The following is an 18,574-nucleotide window of genomic DNA, read 5'->3' on the forward strand; positions in this document are numbered from 1 at the left end:
GGGTCGCGGTGGCCGCGCCGGAAGCTGGCAGGACGCAGAGGTAATCCGGACGCCATCAGGTGTTTTTCTTCATGACGTCATCGGGCCAGGTATCTGTGGAGGATGGCGGGTGGGTGTATGAATGAGCCAGGTATTTCGGCGGTGGAATCTCCAGGCATTGGTACAGCGCCGTGAGGTGGATTCGGTATAAGTTGTCAAAGTTCTGCACCGCTTGCGGGGAATTGCCGTTGCCGGGCCACCAGAACCAGTCGGAGCCTTCACAGATCGCCATCAACCGCGTTGCTTCATGACGTTGACTCGGCGGCAGGAAATTTTGCTGCATGACTAAATCAAATTGATGTTTGGCGCTAACGAGCATTTCCCAGGCCCGGTTTTTGTCTGGGCTGCCAATCCAGCTGGACAGGTTGCCACAGGCCCAGCTTCCGGCCACCAGAGCGGGCAGACTTTGCCTGTCGGCCTGCAGGCATTTGGAAAACGTGGTCAGCTCGAATTTGGGGTGATTGGCAATACGGCGGTAGAGCGCCTGTAAAAAGTAAAAGCCATTGTTGGGGTAGTGCTCCCAGGCATTGTCACCGTCCATGATGATGGCCACTACGGCATTTTTTTTGTCGTCGCAATTGCGGTGAATGCCTTCAAGCTGTTGAATTAAATTCGCGACCGCGTCATCGGCATGCCAGGTGGCGTAGGTGAAAGCGATAAGGTTCGAGAGCCTGTCGTCGCGAAAAAAACAGCAAATGGGAGGTTCGCCGGCGAGATAGCCTTGATGCAGGACGTTGGCATCCGGATGTTCCCGGGCCGAGGGGTTAAGGCTGTTGAGCAGCACATCGGTGCCGCTGGCTGTCCATTTAAAGCCACTGTCTGCCAACTGCTGGAGCACGGCATTACTGAGTGCGCCCCCGGCCGGCCAGCAACCTGACGGACGCCGGCCGAAATGGTGTTCAAAGATGTCCAAACCCTTGTCGATTTGCCACTGCAGCTGAGTCTCCCCTCCGGGGTAATGAGAGCAGGGGGGGAGTGCAACTTCGGGGTTGGCTTCACGGGCGCTGTTGAAGTCGAGCAGCAGCGGCGCCAGCGGGTGGGCATAGGGCGATAAGGCGAGTTCAACCCGGGATTCGTCTTGCAGTGCGCGATAGCGGGGGACCACAGCGTCAATTTGTTCACCGATGATTTCCAGCAGAGCGCGGCGATCGTCAAGGGTATAGTCACGCGCCTTGTCGATCAGCTGCTGCACCCGCGGGTCGTTGCGGTGCACCGTTTCACCGAGCCATGAGAGGTGAAACCAGACCAACAGGTCGGCAAAGAAACCCTCGCTGGCGCTGGCAAGAAGGTCGTTGCGCTGTCGCAGCGCTTCGGCAAACTCCAGCAACATGTGATAGGTTTCATGCCGACGGCTGAAATTCAGATGACGACCACTCAGGCACTTGCGGAGAATGTTCTCGGCCGCTGTTGGGCTGGCGCCGGGCTGCGCTGCCAGCAGTTGCGCCAGCAGCGGGTCCTGCAGGGCGCTGTTGTGCTGTAAATACCCGTTGATCTGCCGACTGTAACAGCCCAGCTGCTCCAGCAGGATGGGCGTAAAATTGACCACGGCACAGGCGTTATCGACCATCTCCAGATGCGCCGCCATGTCGGTGTAATCCTTGAGTGCGCGCAGATAGGTCCAGGGCTGCAGGGGGCTGCCGGTGTGTGGGTCTCGGTAATCAGGTTGGTGCATATGCCAGCACAGCACCACGTTGAGGGCGGGTTCAGCGGGCATGATGAGTCCTCTGGCCTAACATTTCCGGGACCACCAGCACCACGCCTTGCGGACTGACGTAAAACCGCTTGGCGTCCTCAAGTGGATCGTTCCCGATGACCGTGTTATCCGGCAGGCGGGTGCGCTTTTCGATGATCGCGCGGGTCACTCGGCAATTGCGGCCGATGTTCACTTCTGGCAGCACCACGGCGTCTTTCACCACACTGCCTTCGTTGACCGTAACGTCGTTAAATAACAGCGAGTGTTTGATGAACGCGCCGGAAACAATACAGCCACTGCTGACCATGGAGTCCACCGCCATTCCCCGTCGATGGGGATCGTCAAAGACAAATTTGGCCGGTGGCGTCTGGATCGTGAAAGTGCGTATCGGCCACTCTTTATCGTAAAGATTGAGTTCCGGAGTGACCCCAATCAGTTCCTGATTGGCTTTCCAGTAGGCGTCTACTGTTCCAACATCACGCCAATAGGCTTGCTGGTGGCTGCCGTGATCACGAAAGGGGTAGGCGTAGATCGGATCATGGTCAATAAGACGCGGAATCACATCCTTGCCGAAATCGTGGCTGGAGCCTGGCCGGTCGGCATCTTCGATCAAGTGTTGAATGAGAAACTCGGTATTGAAAACGTAGATCCCCATGGAGACCAGTGACTTTTCCGGATTGTCGGGTAACGGGGCCGGGTGGTCCGGTTTTTCGGTAAAACTGACGATGCGATGCTGGTCATCAATGCTGATGATGCCAAAAGCGTGCGCCTCGCTTCGAGGCACCTCGATGCACCCCACTGTCAGCTCTGCCTGATGTGCCACATGCTGCGCCAGCATCGGGCCATAGTCCATTTTATAAATGTGGTCGCCTGCGAGGATCAGCACGTGGCTGGGGTTATGGCCGCGGAGTATGTCCAGGTTTTGGTAGACGGCATCGGCTGTGCCTAAATACCAGCCGCCCTCCAGCCGTTGTTGGGCCGGCAACAGTTCAATGAACTCACTAAATTCACCATTCAGGATCGGCCAGCCACACTGAACGTGCCGGATCAGGGAGTGTGCCTTGTACTGGGTCAGGATGCCAATCTGGCGGATGCCGGAATTGACACAGTTGGAGAGTGGGAAATCGATAATCCGGAATTGCCCACCGAAGGGTACGGCAGGTTTGGCGCGCCATTGCGTCAGGTGTTGCAGGCGGGAACCCCGGCCCCCCGCCAGGATTAACGCCAGAGTGTGCTTGGTCAATTGGCTGACAAATCGAGGCGAGTGCGCCATTTTCGCAAGCAGGCTCACTCGTTCGAATTTATGTTTGAGCGGGTCCAGGGGGTCATTGGCAACCATCGGCTTTATTTACCATCGTTTCAGCTTAACTGTCGTTAAGATTAACAATCGCTCAGTCATCTTAACGTTAAGACGTTGAGTGTATGTTTCCCGTGTTTATTCTACTTCAGAGATGTCTCATTAAGACGTGTCCCTTTAATACATACCCGATTACGCGCTTTCACATTAAACGGTTAATGTCATGGTAGTTTCTTGATAGCTGTCAAGAAGTGAGGCCAAGCTTCAAATCCGGCCACCGCGGGAAAAATATTTATTTCGACAGCCATATTGAAGTTGATGCTTATCAAGTTATCGCTTCACTATTTTTGAAATGCTGTGCAGGTTCTCAACATTCACTGCACAGAGGTGCCCAATGAAAAAAGTTCAGGACATTATGAGCAAAACGGTTCATGCCTGTACGATGGATACAACGCTTGAAAAGGCTACCATGATCATGTGGAACAATGACTGTGGCTGCGTGCCGATCGTAGATGAACAGGAAAAACCCATTGGCATGGTTACTGATAGAGACATCGCTATGGGTTCAGCCTTGCAGCATAAACCACAGTGGGAACTGCAGCTTCGCGACATTACCAACGGCCATTCGTTGTTTTCTTGTCGAACCACCGATGATGTTGAGCGGGCCCTGCAAACCATGAAAGATCACGCCGTGAGGCGTCTGCCGGTGGTTGATGATATGGGCAAGTTGGCCGGGGTGGTTTCCATTGGCGATATTCTGGCCAGTGCCGACGCGAAAGCCAACACAGAATGGCCGGTCCAGACGTTGGGAATGTTACAGGCAGTCACGGGACACCATATGGAACAGCGTCCACAGGCTTAACCGCGGCCAGGTGGACGGGAACTGGAAAGTGCCCGAGATTGAACCTGAAGATCAGACACTAAACACCAGTCGGGAAGCCAGGACTCAATCCTTTTTGATGGGACGGTCGGTGCATTTTTTCACATGTCGCTCGCAGCGCTTGTACGGTTAGAAACGCCATTGGCGGTGTTTTGTTGATGGCAGTCAATATTCCGTGAAAATTTACGTCGATAATGAACGTTGTTTGAGGTGATAAAACCCACAGCAGGGGTTTTAAAAAAATCGGAGTCGCTCATAACAGTAAAAGTGTGATCAATTTATTGGAGACATTTTTATGGGCAAGTTTGAAGATTTACGCAAACAGATGATCGAATATCAAATGGCGGCGCGGGGGCTGGACGACTCGCTGGTACTCAACGCCGTGGCGGCGGTGCCGAGAGAGGCCTTTGTCCCCACCGATCTGGTTGAATTTGCCTATCAGGACTCACCGCTGCCGATCGCCGCCAGCCAGACCATTTCCCAGCCCTACATTGTCGCCTTGATGACGGCGGCGTTACAGCTGAAACCGGGCGACCGGGTGTTGGAAGTTGGTACCGGTTCGGGCTACGCCGCGGCAATATTGGCCGAGCTGGTGGCCGAGGTTTATACCATCGAGCGGCATAAAATCCTCGCCGACACCGCGCGGGAACGGCTCAAGAGTCTGGGTTATAACAATGTCAACGTGCTCTATGGAGATGGCACCTTAGGTTGGCCGGAACATGCGCCCTTCGATGCCATTATCGTCGCGGCCGGTGGCCCGGCAGTGCCTGCAACCCTGAAAGAGCAACTGGCCCCTGGCGGCCGGTTGGTCATTCCGGTTGGCACCACATTGCAAACGCAAAAGTTGCTGCGGGTTGTCAGGGTGAGCGTGGATGACTACCGGCACGAAGACCTGGGGGATGTTCGCTTTGTGCCGTTGATCGGTGCCGCAGGTTGGGAGGACGAGGCGGCACAAATGCCCGCCGTAAAAAAAGCCGCAGTCAGTTTGCCGGAGTTGATGTATCAAGGCAGTGAACACTTCGCGTCGATAGACCGGGTTAACCTGGATAATTTATTGGCGCGAATCGGTGACGCGCGCCTGGTGCTGATGGGGGAGGCCTCCCATGGCACGGCTGAGTTTTATGAAATGCGTGCCCGTATTGCCAGGGAGCTGATCGAAAAGAAGGGCTTCAATGTGATTGCGGTTGAGGCCGACTGGCCCGACGCCTCGCGCATCAACCATTATATCCGCAACATAGCCATCGACCCCTTGCTCGAACGTCAGCCTTTCACCCGCTTTCCCTCCTGGATGTGGGCCAATCATTCCGTGCTGGACTTTACCCATTGGTTAAAAAATTTCAACGATAACAGTGCGGCGCCGGGGAACCCGGTGGGTTTTTACGGCCTGGATTTGTACAGCCTGGGCGCGTCCATTGAAACCGTACTGAGTTACCTGGAGTCGGTGGATCCGGCAACGGCTGAGGTGGCCAGGATACGTTATGGCTGTCTGACGCCCTGGATGGATGACCCCTCGCTCTACGGTCAAATGGTCCTGACCCGCCAATACAAAACCTGTGAGCAAAGCATCCTGATCATGCTGCAGGATTTGTTGAAAAAACGCCTGGAGTATTCTCAGGCAGACGGGGAGCGTTTTTTTGATGCCGAGCAAAACGCCAAACTGGTGGCCAATGCCGAGCGCTATTATCGCACCATGTACTATGCCGAAAATTCTTCCTGGAACCAGCGCGACCAGCACATGTTCGATACTCTGGAAGCCATTCTTGAGTTCAAGGGCGCCGACGCAAAAGCCATTGTGTGGGAACACAATTCCCACATCGGTGATGCCCGGGCCACCCAAATGAGTGCCCGCGGCGAGCTCAATATCGGTCAGTTGATTCGCCAGAAGTATGGCAACGCGGCCTATTTGATTGGGTTTGGCACGGATCACGGTACGGTTGCTGCGGCGTCTGAATGGGGCGGTGCCATGGAAGTCAAACGGGTGCAGCCGTCGCATATCGACAGTTATGAACGCCTTTGTCACGAGGTCGAAACCGACAATTTTCTGCTGCCCCTGCGTCAACCCTTACAGCAATCTGTGCGACAACGATTGCTGGCAGAACGACTGGAACGCGCCATCGGGGTTATTTATCGTCCGGAAAGTGAACTGCAAAGCCACTACTTCTATGCGTCACTGCCGCAACAATTTGATGAATACATCTGGTTTGATGAAACCCGCGCGGTTACCCCATTAAGCCGTGAACCTCTCAAGGGCATGCCAGAGACATTCCCCTTCGGTGTGTAACTAACCTCAGGTGTCAGGCACATGGACAATCACTTGACCGCTCAAGCTATCATGCGCGAATTTGCGGCGGCTACCGGGTTAATGGAGGGTGGCGGTGAGCCCCGTCGTTATCTGTGGACCGACGCCTTTGCCGTGTGCAACTACCTGGGGTTTTTCCGGGACAGCGACGATAGCGCGTTTCTTGAACTGGCCCTCAAACTGGTAGAGCAGGTTCATGAACATCTGGGTAAGCACCGCCGCGACAGTGCCGGCAGCGGCTGGTTGAGTGGTTTGACCGAAACGCAGGGCAGGCTTCATCCCACTTGCGCCGGTTTGAGAATCGGCAAACCCCTGGATGAACGCAAACTCCATGAAGCCGTAGATGAAACCCTTGAGTGGCAGCAGGACGGACAGTATTTTCATTACCTGACCCGCTGGATGCATGCGCTGGATGCGGTCAGCCGGGCAACAAACAATGGGCTGTACAATCAGTGGGCGAGGTCGCTGGCCCAGGTTGCCTACCAGGCGTTTGTCTATACTCCGACCGCGGGTGCCGCAAAGCGCATGTACTGGAAAATGAGCATTGATCTCAGCCGGCCACTGGTGAGCTCAATGGGTCATCATGATCCTCTGGATGGGCTGATCACCTACTGGCAACTGGAGGCAAGCGCCAAACATTTTTCTGCAACCGTGGCTCAATCAGCAACAATGGCTCAATCACCGACCATGGCCCAAGTACCAACCGGCTTGTCCCTGTTGGCGGCAATAGAAGACTTTTCCTCTATGTGCGCAGGCCAACATTGGGCCACCCAGGATGAGCTGGGTATGGGCTCCATGCTCAGTGATGCTTGCCGGTTGGCGCAGCTGGTGGCCGCAGGGTCTGTTGCGGACAGCGGTTTATTGGAGCAGTTGTTAGTGGAGAGTGACGTCAGTTTGCAGGCCTTTAGCAGTCACAATCGACTCGGGCTTGAGGCCGAATACCGGCTGGCGTTTCGGGAGCTGGGGTTGGCGATCGGTTTGCAAGGGATCAACATCATTCATCAGTGCCTGCAGCAACAGCCGGAGAAATATACCGATGCCAAGCGGTTGTTGTCGCGGCTTGAAGCATTGCAAAACTTCACCGCCATCGCTGAACACATTGTCAACTTCTGGACCCAATCGCCTCATCGCTCTGGCCACAGCTGGTCAGAGCATGCCGACATCAACAATGTGATGCTGGCCACCAGCCTGGCACCCGGCGGTTACCTTCAGCGTTAAGCTGTTTTTAACGTTTGGCTTTCTTTTAAGTTACACGGTCTTTAACGCTAGGTGCTCTGCAAAATCAGGGGCTCTTCAATGTCAGGGGCACTTCAATGTCAGGTTAACGTCAGAGCCTGGTTATCGGCAGAGTGAGAAAAATCCTGCAGGGGGAGTGGGCTCGGGTCGGGCGAAGAAAAAATACCGCGAGGTAAGCCGTGAGTCGTGCGATCGGGTTGTCGCGGGCTTTGTGGTGAGGGAGGATTTCTTGTCCTGAAAAAAAACGGGCTGCCCAAAAATTGGCAGCCCAAAACGAAAGGAAACTTTAACGCGGTACCGCGGTGATCAGCCGGGCTGGCGTTTCAGGGGCTGGCACATGCAATGCACACCGCCGCCGCCAGAAGTGAACATGTTGATGTCCGGGTCAATGACGGTTAATCCATGCGCGGCGCACTTTTCTTTGAGCTCCATGTTTTCGTAAGGCAGCAGTACGCGATCGTTACCCAGAGCGACGACGTTACAGCCCAGCTCCAGCATGGCGCGGTAGGAGATGTCGATCAGTTCAATGCCACGACCGCGCAGCCAGTCGACAAATTCCTGTTCCAGCGCCTGAATGCAGGCGGCCGCCAGCTTGGGGGCCAGCATCGCCAGCTTGACGTCCAGGTGCAGGAAGTAGGGGTCAAACTTGTAGCTCTTGAATTCCCAGCCTTCCGCTTCAACCCACGCTTTCACCTGGGCCAGGCCTTCTTCGCTGGTGCGTTCACCGGTGTAGCCGCAGAGGATCACGCCCGGTTCCAGCACCATGAAGTCACCGCCTTCCAGAGTGCCGGCGGTGATGATGTCGTAAATGGGGATGTCCTGAGTCTGGTAGAATTCCAGTACCGCTTTCCACTCACCACGACGCCAGGGGCTGTACATCTGGGTCACAATCGGCCCCCAGGGTGTCATTACCGAGGAATCGCGGGCGTAGAGTTGATAAGGCAGGTTGTGATCTGCCTCCAGAATATGAGTTTCCACACCGGCGCTGCGGTAGGCGTCGAGCATTTCCTGATATTGGGTGCGGGCTACGGCCTGGTCAAACTGGCGACCCAGGCGCATGGAGCGACGGGACATGGCGTTGCCGGTTTGCCAGTGGTACTGGTCCATGGGGCCGATCAACACTTTTTCCAGCACTCCGTATTCGGAATCCATACCCCACTGATCCAATACCGGGGACCCCCCCCCTTGTACACGATTGGCAAATTTCATTTTGGTTCTCCGTTAACTGGCGATTGTCTTTAGTTCGGTTAATGCGGTCGGCATCGAGGTGTGCATGGTCGAGGACGAGGATCGATGGTCGTGTTTAAGCAACGACTTCGGCCCGCGTGGCCATGGCGTTGAGCAGAATGTTGGCACCGGCGGTGACGTCTGCGGCAATCACCGCTTCTTTTTCGTTGTGACTGAGGCCATCCTTACAGGGAATGAAAATCATCGAGGTGGGGGCTACCTTGGCCACGTTGCAGGCATCGTGGCCGGCACCGGAGACCATGCGGCGGTGGGAATAACCCAGAGTGTCGACGGCTTTTTGCACGGCTGCTACACAGTCTGTGTCAAAGGTGACGCCGGGGGCTTCCCAAAAACATTCAAACTCCATGTCCAGCCCGAACTGTTTGGCCGCGTCCTGGATGATCTCTTCGTAGCTTGTCAGCATGGCCTGGTAGTGGCTGGCCTCGGGGTGGCGAATGTCGACAGTAAATTCCAGCTTGCCCGGCACCGTGTTGCTGGAGCCTGGAGACGCATGCACAAAGCCAAAGGTGATGCGCGAATCGGCACCGTGTTCTTCGGCCATGGTATACAGTCGGGGCAAGCACTGGCCCAGTGCCATCATGGGGTCTTTGCGCAGAGTCATTGGCGTGGGGCCGGCGTGGGCCTCCTGGCCGTAATAGATTACCCGGTGACGGCTCATGTGCTGAACGCCGGTCACCACGCCGATGCTCAAGGCTTCGGCTTCCAGTACCGGGCCCTGTTCGATGTGCAGTTCGAAAGCCGCGTGAATGGGGCTGGCGGTGGCGGGCTCTGACCCCAGCTGACCGGTGCGCAGGAGCTCGTCACGGACGCTGGCGCCGTCACGGTCGGTGAGCGCGTAGGCGTCTTCGATGGGCATGACACCGGACCAGACGGCGGAGCCCATCATGGCGGTGTCAAAGCGGCAGCCTTCCTCGTTGGTCCAGACCACCACTTCCAGCGGGTGGCGGGTGCGAATGCCGGCCTCGTTGAGGGATTCGATCACTTCCAGACCTGCCAGAACGCCATAGATACCGTCGTATTTGCCGCCACTGGGCTGAGTGTCCAAATGGCTGCCCGTGATCACGGGCGGCAGGTTCGGCTCGGTGCCTTCGCGACGGGCGAATACATTGCCGATGGCGTCGGTGCGCAGGGTGCAACCGGCAGCCTCACACCAGCGGGCAAACAGAGCGCGGCCGTCACGGTCTTCATCGGTCAGGGCTTGACGGTTGCAGCCGCCGCCCGCCGTGGCGCCGATCTGGCCAATTTCTTCCAGTCGTGACCACAAGCGCTCGCCATTGATTCGCAGTGTCTGATTCATTGTCGTATGCCTTTATATTCGGTTTATCGGTCGCCAGCCTGTAAGGCTCATTGTCCACGGGCCATTGCCCACAGGTGATGCCTGCCCCTCTCAGTGTCACCGCTCGGCTGCTCGGCAGTGTCTGTCAGCCCCGGTGGTGAAAAATCGGGCTGTTGAAGACTGAGCTGTTGAAAAGCTTAGTGCTGGAATCTGAATGTGGGTGGCTGTTGAATGCATTTTATGCGATTATTTTGTTTCCACAATCAATTTATTTGCACGTAAATGGTAACAAAAACGCACCATCAGTCTTTTGATCATCGACGTCTGCCTCTCAACACGCTGCGAGCCTTCGAGGCGGTTGGACGTCACGGCTACGTTCGGGTGGCTGCTGAAGAGCTGCACCTGAGTCACGCGGCCTTAAGCCGCCAAATCCGCAACCTGGAAGACCGGTTGCAGGTCAATCTGTTTGAGCGGGTGGGCAACCGGCTCAAGCTGACCGCGGCCGGCCGGCGTTTTCTGGGGGTGGTGCAGCAGGCACTGCATACCTTGCAACTGGGGGTTGAGGATCTGGATCACGAATCTCTTGAGGGAGAGCTGGTGCTGGGGGCCACGGCGACCATGTCGATCAACTGGTTGCCGGAATTGCTCAGGCGGTTTACCGAGCGCTACCCGGAGGTCACTCTCAGATTGAAAACCCTGGAGCCTTATACACGGGAGGTGTCGATGGAAATCGACCTGGCGTTTTGCCTTGGAGAACCGGAACCTGAGGGCCGGGAGCTGCAATATCTGTATCAGGAGCACTATCAGCCTTTCTGTTCGCCGGCGCTGTTGCGGCCGGAGGCCCCGGTGCAGGAGCCTTCGGATCTGGTGAACTACCCGTTGCTGCATGAACGTTACCAGCATTGGGAACACTGGTTTGCGCGCCATGGGCTGAAGGGGTTGGCCAGTGGGCGCAATATCCATTTTGACTATGGCTTTCAGTCTATTGACGCCGCCAGACGGGGCTTGGGCGTGGTGTTGGCCGACCAGCTGGAAGTCGCCGCTGATTTGCGCAGCGGTTCACTGGTGCGGTTACTGGATCAGGCGATCCCGCTGGATACCGGTATTTATCTGATTGCGGCCAGGGAGCAAAGCGTGAGGGTCAAATTGTTCCGCGAAGAGTTGTATCGTTATTTGTCGGAATTGGGGGTCGCGGTGAATGAATCCGGTGAATAGCCATAGGGCCAACCGATTTTGTGTGGAGGTTGGCAAGATTCCTGCGTGGACAGGGTGTGTTCAACCGGCAAGGGTGTAAAATCAACGGCTGTCGCTTTCCGGGCGGCGGGGTAAAAAGTGACTTGGCAATAGAGGAGCGGTGGTGCAGATGTCCCGCCAGGCAAGCTTTATATATAGGGAGAGCGGTCCATATAAGGAGGACAATATGTCTCTTGGGGGAGCCCTATGTCTGTGATCAGCAGCAAAAGTTATCGGGCAAAAGGCCAGGTTTTCCGGTGGTCAGGTGTCGACTGGCGGTGTCTGCTGGGTCTGTGTTTACTGCTGACCCTTACCGGCATGGCCCGTGGCGAGGCAGTATCGAAGCCCGCAACCCTTGTGGGTTCTTCTTTCGTAACCCCAGTGCAGGAAGTGAGCGCGTCTAAAGCCCACGACCGGGCGGCGATCCGTCCGTCATCAGCCGGCCGGCAGTTGATTCGGGTGGGCACCTCAGAGCGATCACCCCTCTACATCCACGACTCGCCCGATGATGTCAGTGCCGGCATTTTGCGGGCGATGAATGAAGTGCAGCAGGAATACAGGTTTGCGCTTTACAACATACCGGTAAAAAGACGAGGCGTCTCCGTCAGGGAGGGGCTGGTGGACATTGTGATGTGGGACAACCCCGCCTGGGATTGGCCGATGCCGATGGGGGTCAGTTTGCCGTTGTTGCGAGCGAAAGACATTGTGATCGCGCGGCGTGGTGAGGGCGTTGCAGAGCACTACTTTGATTCGCTCACGAACAAGTCCGTCGCCATGGTGAACGGTTATACCTACAGTTTCCCGGGGGCACTGAATGCCCGCCAGCAAGACCTGAATTTCGTCATGGTCAATACCGAGGAAAGCACGATCAAAATGCTGATGGCGGGGCGAGTGGACATTGCGCTCACCAGTGATACCGCACTTAATTGGTTCATCAAACAGAACCCCGCAGTAGAAGAGCAGATCGTCATTTCGACAGACAAGGTCTTGGACTTCGAGCGTTTATTTTTGATTCCGCCAGCCAGTCCTATCTCGGTGGACGAGATCAATAATATTGTCCTGGCGGCTGACAAGCAGGGCTTGTTGAGTCCGGTGTACGAGCGTTTTGGTTTGGATAAACCGGATTTTTCAACATGGCATCGAAAAAAAAGTGCCAGACACCATGCTCACTGATGGCGCGGCTGGGTGGTGTGCTCATGCCCTGCCATCAGTGTTGATCTGTTGCGTCCAGAACCGGCCTCAGGCAACCACCACTTTGGGTTGCCGTGTGATTGCATCAAAGAGCTCCGTCGAATGGATGCACACAGGGCTTGAGCCAACCGAGGCTAAAACGTCAGCGCGCGGTTAGCCCCTGTTGGCACGGTGGTGTTGATGGCAGCTTCAGTAAGGGCGGCTTTGGTGAGAACTGCGTCAGTCAGTACGGCGGTGTGCAGCTGGGGAAGGTCTTTTGCGCAGAGGGCCTTGGCCTCCGCTGCTGTTTGGTCAAACGCCTGAATTTCCATATTGATACAGACCGTCATGGGGCGGTTTTGCCAATAGCCGGTGCAGTTGTTGAGGGTTTCGGTGGGGTGGGGGGCGGCCGCTTTGGCCTGGTTGGCTTGCCAGCAGGCGGAGATTAAATCCTGTTGCATGACTTTCATGGCGGCGGCGCGTCCCTGTTCCTTGGCATACCAGATGTAACTGGGGTGGTTGGCGCCCAGTATGGGAGCGGTGACCCCTTCCGTCACGGTAATGAGACTCACAGAGTTCACCCCAAAATCATTGAGCTGGTAATAGCTGGACACCCAGTTTCTTACCGGCCCGCCATAGGCGACAATGGGCAGGGCGGTGGTTGTGCTGGCCTCGGGAGGCTGGCGGGTTGCGGCCGGTGTTTTTAACAACTCTTCTTTTAACTGTTCCGTTTTTAACAATTCAGTTTTTAACAACAGCGGCAGCATGCTGACCACATAGGGTTCGAAGTAGGGGTAGGTGTCGGTCAGCGTACTGCCGGCACTGGCGGGTGCCGCAATGGGAGCAACGTCGAGAATGCTTTCATAGAGGGTCACCTCATCGGCGGCCACGCTGTTTAGGGTCAGCAGTTTTTCCCAACGCTGGCTGGTTTTAGAGTTCAGGTAGTCTTGTTCCGGCAGCGAATAGTCCGGTGGGAAGTGCAGCAATTGCACCGAGCGCTGATTCACAATCGACAGCCCCAGGGGTAAAAAGAATCGCCAGTTTTGATCGTCCCACTTGCCGGCCTGCTTGAGCTGGGTAACGGCGTTTGCCGCCAGCTCGCCATTGTTTAAAAAGTGGGTGAGCTGGGTTTGGTAGGTTGCAAGGTGGGGTGAATTGCCGCTGAGTGTGACGCTGTAGGTGTTGTTGGTGACGGTAACATCGGCGACACCGTTGGCAATCTGATCGCGGCTCAGGCGCTGGTTCAGATAGTGTTCAATGGTCGCTTCCAGAGATTCGCCGTTGCTTGAATTGGGGTAGCTGTACAAGGTGGACAGCGTTGCCATGTTGCCGAGTGAAAAGCTGATTCGGGCTGGGGGTGTTTCAACCGGTGGTTGTGATTCGGCAGAGGCTTCTGTATCCGTTGGTTGAGAAAGCTGATCGGAACAGCTGACCAGAACAAGGAGGGTGGCACTGAGTGCGGTAATCAAACACAATCGTAACGCTGTCATATCACTATTCCCTTAGTAGTTTGTAGATTCCTCGCACCGCAATCCCCCGGCGGCTGAAAGCTTCCTTTGTCTGGGAGCTTTCAGCCGCCGGGGGATTGTGGGTGGCCGCGTTAGCATCAATCATTCAGCGTTTCACTGATCCTTGATGAATGCCCGCGGCCCCCTGTTTTTGCTATCTGCCTGGTGGGTCAATCGTTCCTGATCGACGCCAGCTCAGCCAGAGATAGCCTGGCGGTCACTCGGTAGTCACTATGATAGTGACTCTGGAAGTAACTCTGTTAGTCACTACAGTTCAGCGATTTTGCTGACCTGATCCGCCAGCTTGGTGAGCGCGCTTTGCATCTCGGCCAGTTTGTCTTTCTCTTTTTGTACCACTTCGGCAGGGGCCTTGTCGACAAATTTGGGATTGTTCAATTTGCCTTCAACCCGCTCAATGTCCTTGGTGATGCGGTCGATTTCCTTGTTCAGGCGAGCCGTTTCCGCCTGAACGTCGATCAGGCCAGCCATGGGCACCAGAATCTCCATGTCGCCCACCAGCCCGGTGGCGGACATTGGGGCTTCTTCACCGGCCTTGAGCCAGGTGATGGATTCGAGGCTGGCGAGACGTGTGAGGAACTGACGGTTATTGTTCAGGCAGCGCTGATCGTTGTCGGAGCCGTTGGCGAAGTACAAAGGAATGCTTTTCGCCGGCGAGATGTTCATTTCGCCGCGAATGTTACGAACCCCTTCAATCACACCTTTCAGCCATTCGACATCGGCGATGGCTTGCTGATCGATTTGGCTGTCATCGCACTGGGGCAGGGCGGCGGTCATGATGGTTGCGCCTTCGACACCGGCCAGATCTTTCACGCGCTGCCAGATTTCTTCGGTGATGAACGGCATCAGCGGATGCGCCAGGCGCAGGGTTTCTTCCAGTACGCGTACCATGGTGCGGCGGGTGCCTTTCTTCTGCGCTGCGCTGAAGTCATCACTGGTGAGAATCGGCTTGGACAGTTCCAGGTACCAGGAGCAGTACTCGTTCCAGATGAAGTCGTAGAGCGCCTGCGACGCCAGGTCGAAACGGTAGGCTTCAACCCCTTCGGCAAAGGCTTTCTCGACTTGCTGTAATTTAGCGATGATCCAGCGATCGGCGACGGACAGTTCGTAGTTATCACTGCCGTCTTGTCCGCAATCCTGAGCGGACACGCGATCACCGGCGTCGTTCTGAACTTCACAGTTCATCAGGACATAACGCGAGGCGTTCCAGATCTTGTTGCAGAAGTTGCGGAAACCTTCGATCCGACCCACGTCGAACTTGATGTCGCGGCCGGTAGAAGCCAGTGAGTAATAGGTGTAGCGCAGGGCGTCGGTGCCGTAAGCCGCCAGACCGTCCGGGAATTCCTTGCGGGTTTGTTTTTCAATCTTCTCGCGCAGGCGCGGCACCATCATGCCGGCGGTGCGTTTGGCCACCAGGGACTCCAGGTCAATACCGTCGATGAGATCGATGGGGTCGAGCACGTTCCCCTTGGATTTGGACATCTTTTGCCCTTGCCCGTCGCGCACCAGACCGTGTACGTACACGGTGTGGAACGGCACTTCTTTTTTGAAGTGCAGGGTCAGCATGATCATCCGCGCCACCCAGAAGAAGATGATGTCAAAACCGGTGACCAGCACGTCGGTGCTGTGGAAGGTTTTGAGAAAGTCGGTCTGGGCCGGCCAGCCGAGGGTACCAAAGGTCCACAGGCCGGAGGAGAACCAGGTATCCAGCACGTCGTCGTCCTGCTTTAGGACGGTTTGCGCAGGGATGTTGTGCTTTTGGCGGACTTCTTCTTCGCTGCGGCCCACGTAGACTTTACCGTTTTCGTCGTACCAGGCCGGGATGCGGTGGCCCCACCACAACTGGCGGGAGATACACCAGTCCTGAATGTCGCGCATCCAGGAAAAGTACATGTTTTCATACTGTTTGGGCACAAACTGGATATCGCCGTCTTCAACGGCTTTGATGGCCTCGTCCGCCAGCGGTTGGGTCTTCACGTACCATTGATCGGTCAGATAAGGTTCAATGACCACGCCAGTGCGGTCGCCGCGCGGTACTTTCAGTTTGTGATCATCGATCTTTTCCAGCAGGCCCAGGGCGTCCAGGTCTGCCACAATTTGCTTGCGGGCGTCGAAACGGTCCATGCCACGGTATTTTTCCGGGGCAGAGTGATTGATTTCGGCGTCGTCAGTAAAGATGTTGTGCAGCGGCAGGTTGTGACGCTGGCCCATCTCGTAGTCGTTAAAGTCGTGCGCCGGGGTGATCTTTACACAGCCGGTACCGAACTCCATATCCACGTAATCGTCGCCAATAATGGGGATCTCGCGGCCGACCAGAGGCAGGGTGATGGTCTTGCCGATCAGGTCTTTGTAGCGCTCGTCGTTCGGGTGAACCGCCACGGCGGAATCGCCGAGCATGGTTTCCGGGCGGGTGGTGGCAACCACCAGATGGCCGGAACCGTCAGTTAATGGGTAGCGGAAGTGCCACAGGAAGCCGTCCTCTTCTTCGGACAGGACTTCCAGGTCGGACACGGCGGTGTGCAGTTTCGGATCCCAGTTCACCAGGCGCTTGCCGCGATAGATCAGATCGTCTTCGTACAGCTGGATAAAGACTTCCTGAACCGCCTTGTAGAAGCCGTCGTCCATGGTGAAACGCTCGCGGGACCAGTCAGGGCTGGCACCCAGACGGCGCAGCTGCTGGGTAATGGTGCCACCGGATTCTTCTTTCCACTCCCACACCTTCTCAATGAACTTGTCGCGCCCCAGTTCATGGCGGTTGGTGCCCTGGGCGTCCAGTTGGCGTTCAACCACCATTTGGGTCGCGATGCCGGCGTGATCCGTCCCCACTTGCCAGAGGGTATTGTGACCTTTCATACGATGGTAGCGGACCAAGGCATCCATGATGGATTCCTGAAAGCCGTGTCCCATGTGCAGGCTGCCGGTGACGTTGGGGGGCGGGATCATGATGCAGTAGGGCTCGCCCACGCCAGAAGGCTTGAAATAGCCGTTCTTTTCCCAGGTTTCGTACCAGTTTGTTTCAATAGCCTGTGGCTGGTAGGTTTTATCCATAACGTCAATTGTCTTCGTATTGGGGCCGATGCAGCCAGAATGGTGCAGGGGCACGGAATATGCGGATGAAAGGGCAGAGATTATACATGGGCTGGGCGGCGGGATACAGACGTGGACGGCGAGAAGCGAGATGCGAGGAGCCGTGGCGAGAAAAGGTTAGAGCCCGTGATGGTGAGCAACGCGCGGCAGCCAGGTAAATCGCCCAAAGAACCGGCGAGGGTGGCCAGGGCCCTGCAGAGGCTTGAATCAGCCGATACACATGAGGGGTTAGCAGCAAGAGCGGGAAAAGCCGGCTATCTGTTTCTTGCCGGCTATCTGTTTCTTGAAAGGCGGCTATCTGTTCCTTGAATGGAGGCTTCTGGTAGAATGCGGCCTTTAATCCATTCTGCTTTCCACCTTTTTACAGGAATCTCCCCATGAGCGCTGCTTCTGCTGGCAAATCTCTTAAAGACTCGGTATTGGCGGTAAACGACGATCTGCCGATTCGTACCGACAAGCCGGTGCACAGTGGCAAGGTGCGCTCTGTGTATTGGTTGACTGAGGCTGACAGTCGTCGCCTGATTGAGGAAAAAGGCTACGACGTGGCACCCGATGCGCCTTTGGCCATCATGGTCATCAGTGACCGCATTTCGGCGTTCGACTGCATCTGGACCGGTGCAGGCGGGGTCAAGGGGGTGCCGGGCAAGGGGGCGGCACTCAACGCCATTTCCAATCACTGGTTTAAGTTGTTTCGGGAAAAGGGCTTGGCCGACAGCCACATTCTGGACATTCCCCACCCGTTCGTGTGGATTGTGCAAAAAGCCAAACCGGTGATGATCGAGGCCATCTGTCGTCAGTACATCACCGGTTCCATGTGGCGCGCCTACAGCAAGGGCGAACGAGAATTTTGCGGCATTGAAATTGCCGACGGCCTGCAAAAAGACCAGAAGCTCCCCGAGCTGCTGATCACGCCATCCACCAAAGGGATTCTGACCGGCATTCCGGGGGTGCCGGAAGTGGACGATGTGAACATCACCCGCGCCGACATCGAAAACAATTTTGCCGCGTTTAATTTCCGCAGTGCCGATGACATTGCCACTTACGAGAAATTGCTAAAAGAAGGCTTTAACGTCATCAGCGAAGAATTGGCGGCGCTGGATCAGATCTTTGTCGACACCAAGTTCGAGTTTGGTTTTGTCACCGACAAAGCCGGCAACGAAAAGTTGATCTACATGGATGAAGTCGGCACACCGGATTCTTCCCGCATCTGGGATGGCGAGAGCTACCGCCAGGGCAACATTGTGGAAAATTCCAAAGAGGGTTTCCGCCAGTTTTTGCTCAATCACTTCGAAGACCCGGACATTCTGCTCAACAAAGACCGTATGGATGAGCGATCGGCCCTGGCTCGCGACAACGAACTGCCGCTGGAAGCGCTGATGGACATTTCCCGCACCTACACCGGCATTGCGGAAAAGGTCACCGGTCAGAAGATCGAATTGTCTGAAAATCCGAAGGCGGAAATCGTTGCCGTGCTGCGCGAGCAGTATGGATTGATTGATTGATGACTGGCTTTTGTGGGTAACCCGACGGTGTGTGGTGAGTTGATTTAGCGGGCCGATGGCGGTGTGCAGCCCCGGTTTATCCTGGACT

General features: G+C 56.0%; 12 protein-coding genes. 6 read left to right on the top strand and 6 right to left on the bottom strand.

What is annotated here, in order from left to right; translation table 11 throughout:
- Window positions 1-55: 55 nt before the first annotated feature.
- Entirely contained in the window at window positions 56-1,753 is a 1,698-nt protein-coding gene (locus tag G8770_RS06460) for a glycoside hydrolase family 57 protein (RefSeq protein ID WP_167183469.1), read from the bottom strand.
- Entirely contained in the window at window positions 1,743-3,071 is a 1,329-nt protein-coding gene (glgC, locus tag G8770_RS06465) for a glucose-1-phosphate adenylyltransferase (protein WP_279537108.1), read from the bottom strand. The genes G8770_RS06460 and glgC overlap by 11 nt, the downstream gene beginning before the upstream one ends.
- Before the next feature lie 352 nt (window positions 3,072-3,423).
- Here glgC and G8770_RS06470 point away from each other — a divergent pair, with 352 nt between their 5' ends.
- From G8770_RS06470 to G8770_RS06480, 3 genes are all read left to right on the top strand, one after another.
- On the top strand, window positions 3,424-3,891 hold the full coding sequence (locus G8770_RS06470) for a CBS domain-containing protein (protein WP_167183472.1): 468 nt from the start codon (window positions 3,424-3,426) through the stop codon (window positions 3,889-3,891).
- A 313-nt stretch (window positions 3,892-4,204) separates the two neighbouring features.
- Window positions 4,205-6,190 (top strand): protein-L-isoaspartate(D-aspartate) O-methyltransferase, encoded by a 1,986-nt coding sequence (locus tag G8770_RS06475; RefSeq protein ID WP_167183475.1) that lies wholly within the window; start codon window positions 4,205-4,207, stop codon window positions 6,188-6,190.
- A gap of 21 nt (window positions 6,191-6,211) precedes the next feature.
- Window positions 6,212-7,426, top strand: coding sequence for a hypothetical protein (locus tag G8770_RS06480; protein WP_167183477.1), 1,215 nt, complete (start codon window positions 6,212-6,214; stop codon window positions 7,424-7,426).
- 324 nt (window positions 7,427-7,750) lie between these two features.
- On the opposite strand, the gene G8770_RS06485 is transcribed toward G8770_RS06480, so the two are convergent.
- A complete protein-coding gene (locus G8770_RS06485; protein WP_167183479.1) occupies window positions 7,751-8,653 on the bottom strand; it encodes a dimethylarginine dimethylaminohydrolase family protein in 903 nt (300 codons plus the stop codon).
- A gap of 94 nt (window positions 8,654-8,747) precedes the next feature.
- Window positions 8,748-9,989 (bottom strand): Zn-dependent hydrolase, encoded by a 1,242-nt coding sequence (locus G8770_RS06490; protein ID WP_167183482.1) that lies wholly within the window; start codon window positions 9,987-9,989, stop codon window positions 8,748-8,750.
- Between the two features lie 261 nt (window positions 9,990-10,250).
- On the opposite strand from G8770_RS06490, the gene G8770_RS06495 reads away from it, so the two are divergent.
- Both G8770_RS06495 and G8770_RS06500 read left to right on the top strand, forming a co-directional pair.
- Window positions 10,251-11,183 (top strand): LysR substrate-binding domain-containing protein, encoded by a 933-nt coding sequence (locus G8770_RS06495; protein WP_167183485.1) that lies wholly within the window; start codon window positions 10,251-10,253, stop codon window positions 11,181-11,183.
- Window positions 11,184-11,408: 225 nt separating this feature from the next.
- The gene (locus G8770_RS06500) at window positions 11,409-12,374 is read left to right on the top strand and encodes a substrate-binding periplasmic protein (protein WP_167183488.1); all 966 of its coding nucleotides are present in this window, start codon (window positions 11,409-11,411) and stop codon (window positions 12,372-12,374) included.
- A gap of 152 nt (window positions 12,375-12,526) precedes the next feature.
- Here the strand turns inward: G8770_RS06500 and G8770_RS06505 are convergent, their stop codons facing one another.
- Together G8770_RS06505 and G8770_RS06510 are read right to left on the bottom strand one after the other, a co-directional pair.
- Window positions 12,527-13,861, bottom strand: coding sequence for a hypothetical protein (locus G8770_RS06505; RefSeq protein WP_167183491.1), 1,335 nt, complete (start codon window positions 13,859-13,861; stop codon window positions 12,527-12,529).
- A gap of 285 nt (window positions 13,862-14,146) precedes the next feature.
- Window positions 14,147-16,945: a valine--tRNA ligase gene (locus tag G8770_RS06510; RefSeq protein ID WP_167183508.1), complete on the bottom strand. Its 2,799-nt coding sequence runs from the start codon at window positions 16,943-16,945 to the stop codon at window positions 14,147-14,149.
- A gap of 416 nt (window positions 16,946-17,361) precedes the next feature.
- On the opposite strand from G8770_RS06510, the gene G8770_RS06515 reads away from it, so the two are divergent.
- Entirely contained in the window at window positions 17,362-18,486 is a 1,125-nt protein-coding gene (locus G8770_RS06515) for a phosphoribosylaminoimidazolesuccinocarboxamide synthase (RefSeq protein ID WP_167183511.1), read from the top strand.
- The last annotated feature ends 88 nt before the right edge of the window (window positions 18,487-18,574 follow it).

It is taken from the genome of Pseudomaricurvus hydrocarbonicus (assembly GCF_011602365.1).
Classification (GTDB): Bacteria; Pseudomonadota; Gammaproteobacteria; order Pseudomonadales; family Cellvibrionaceae; genus Pseudomaricurvus; species Pseudomaricurvus hydrocarbonicus.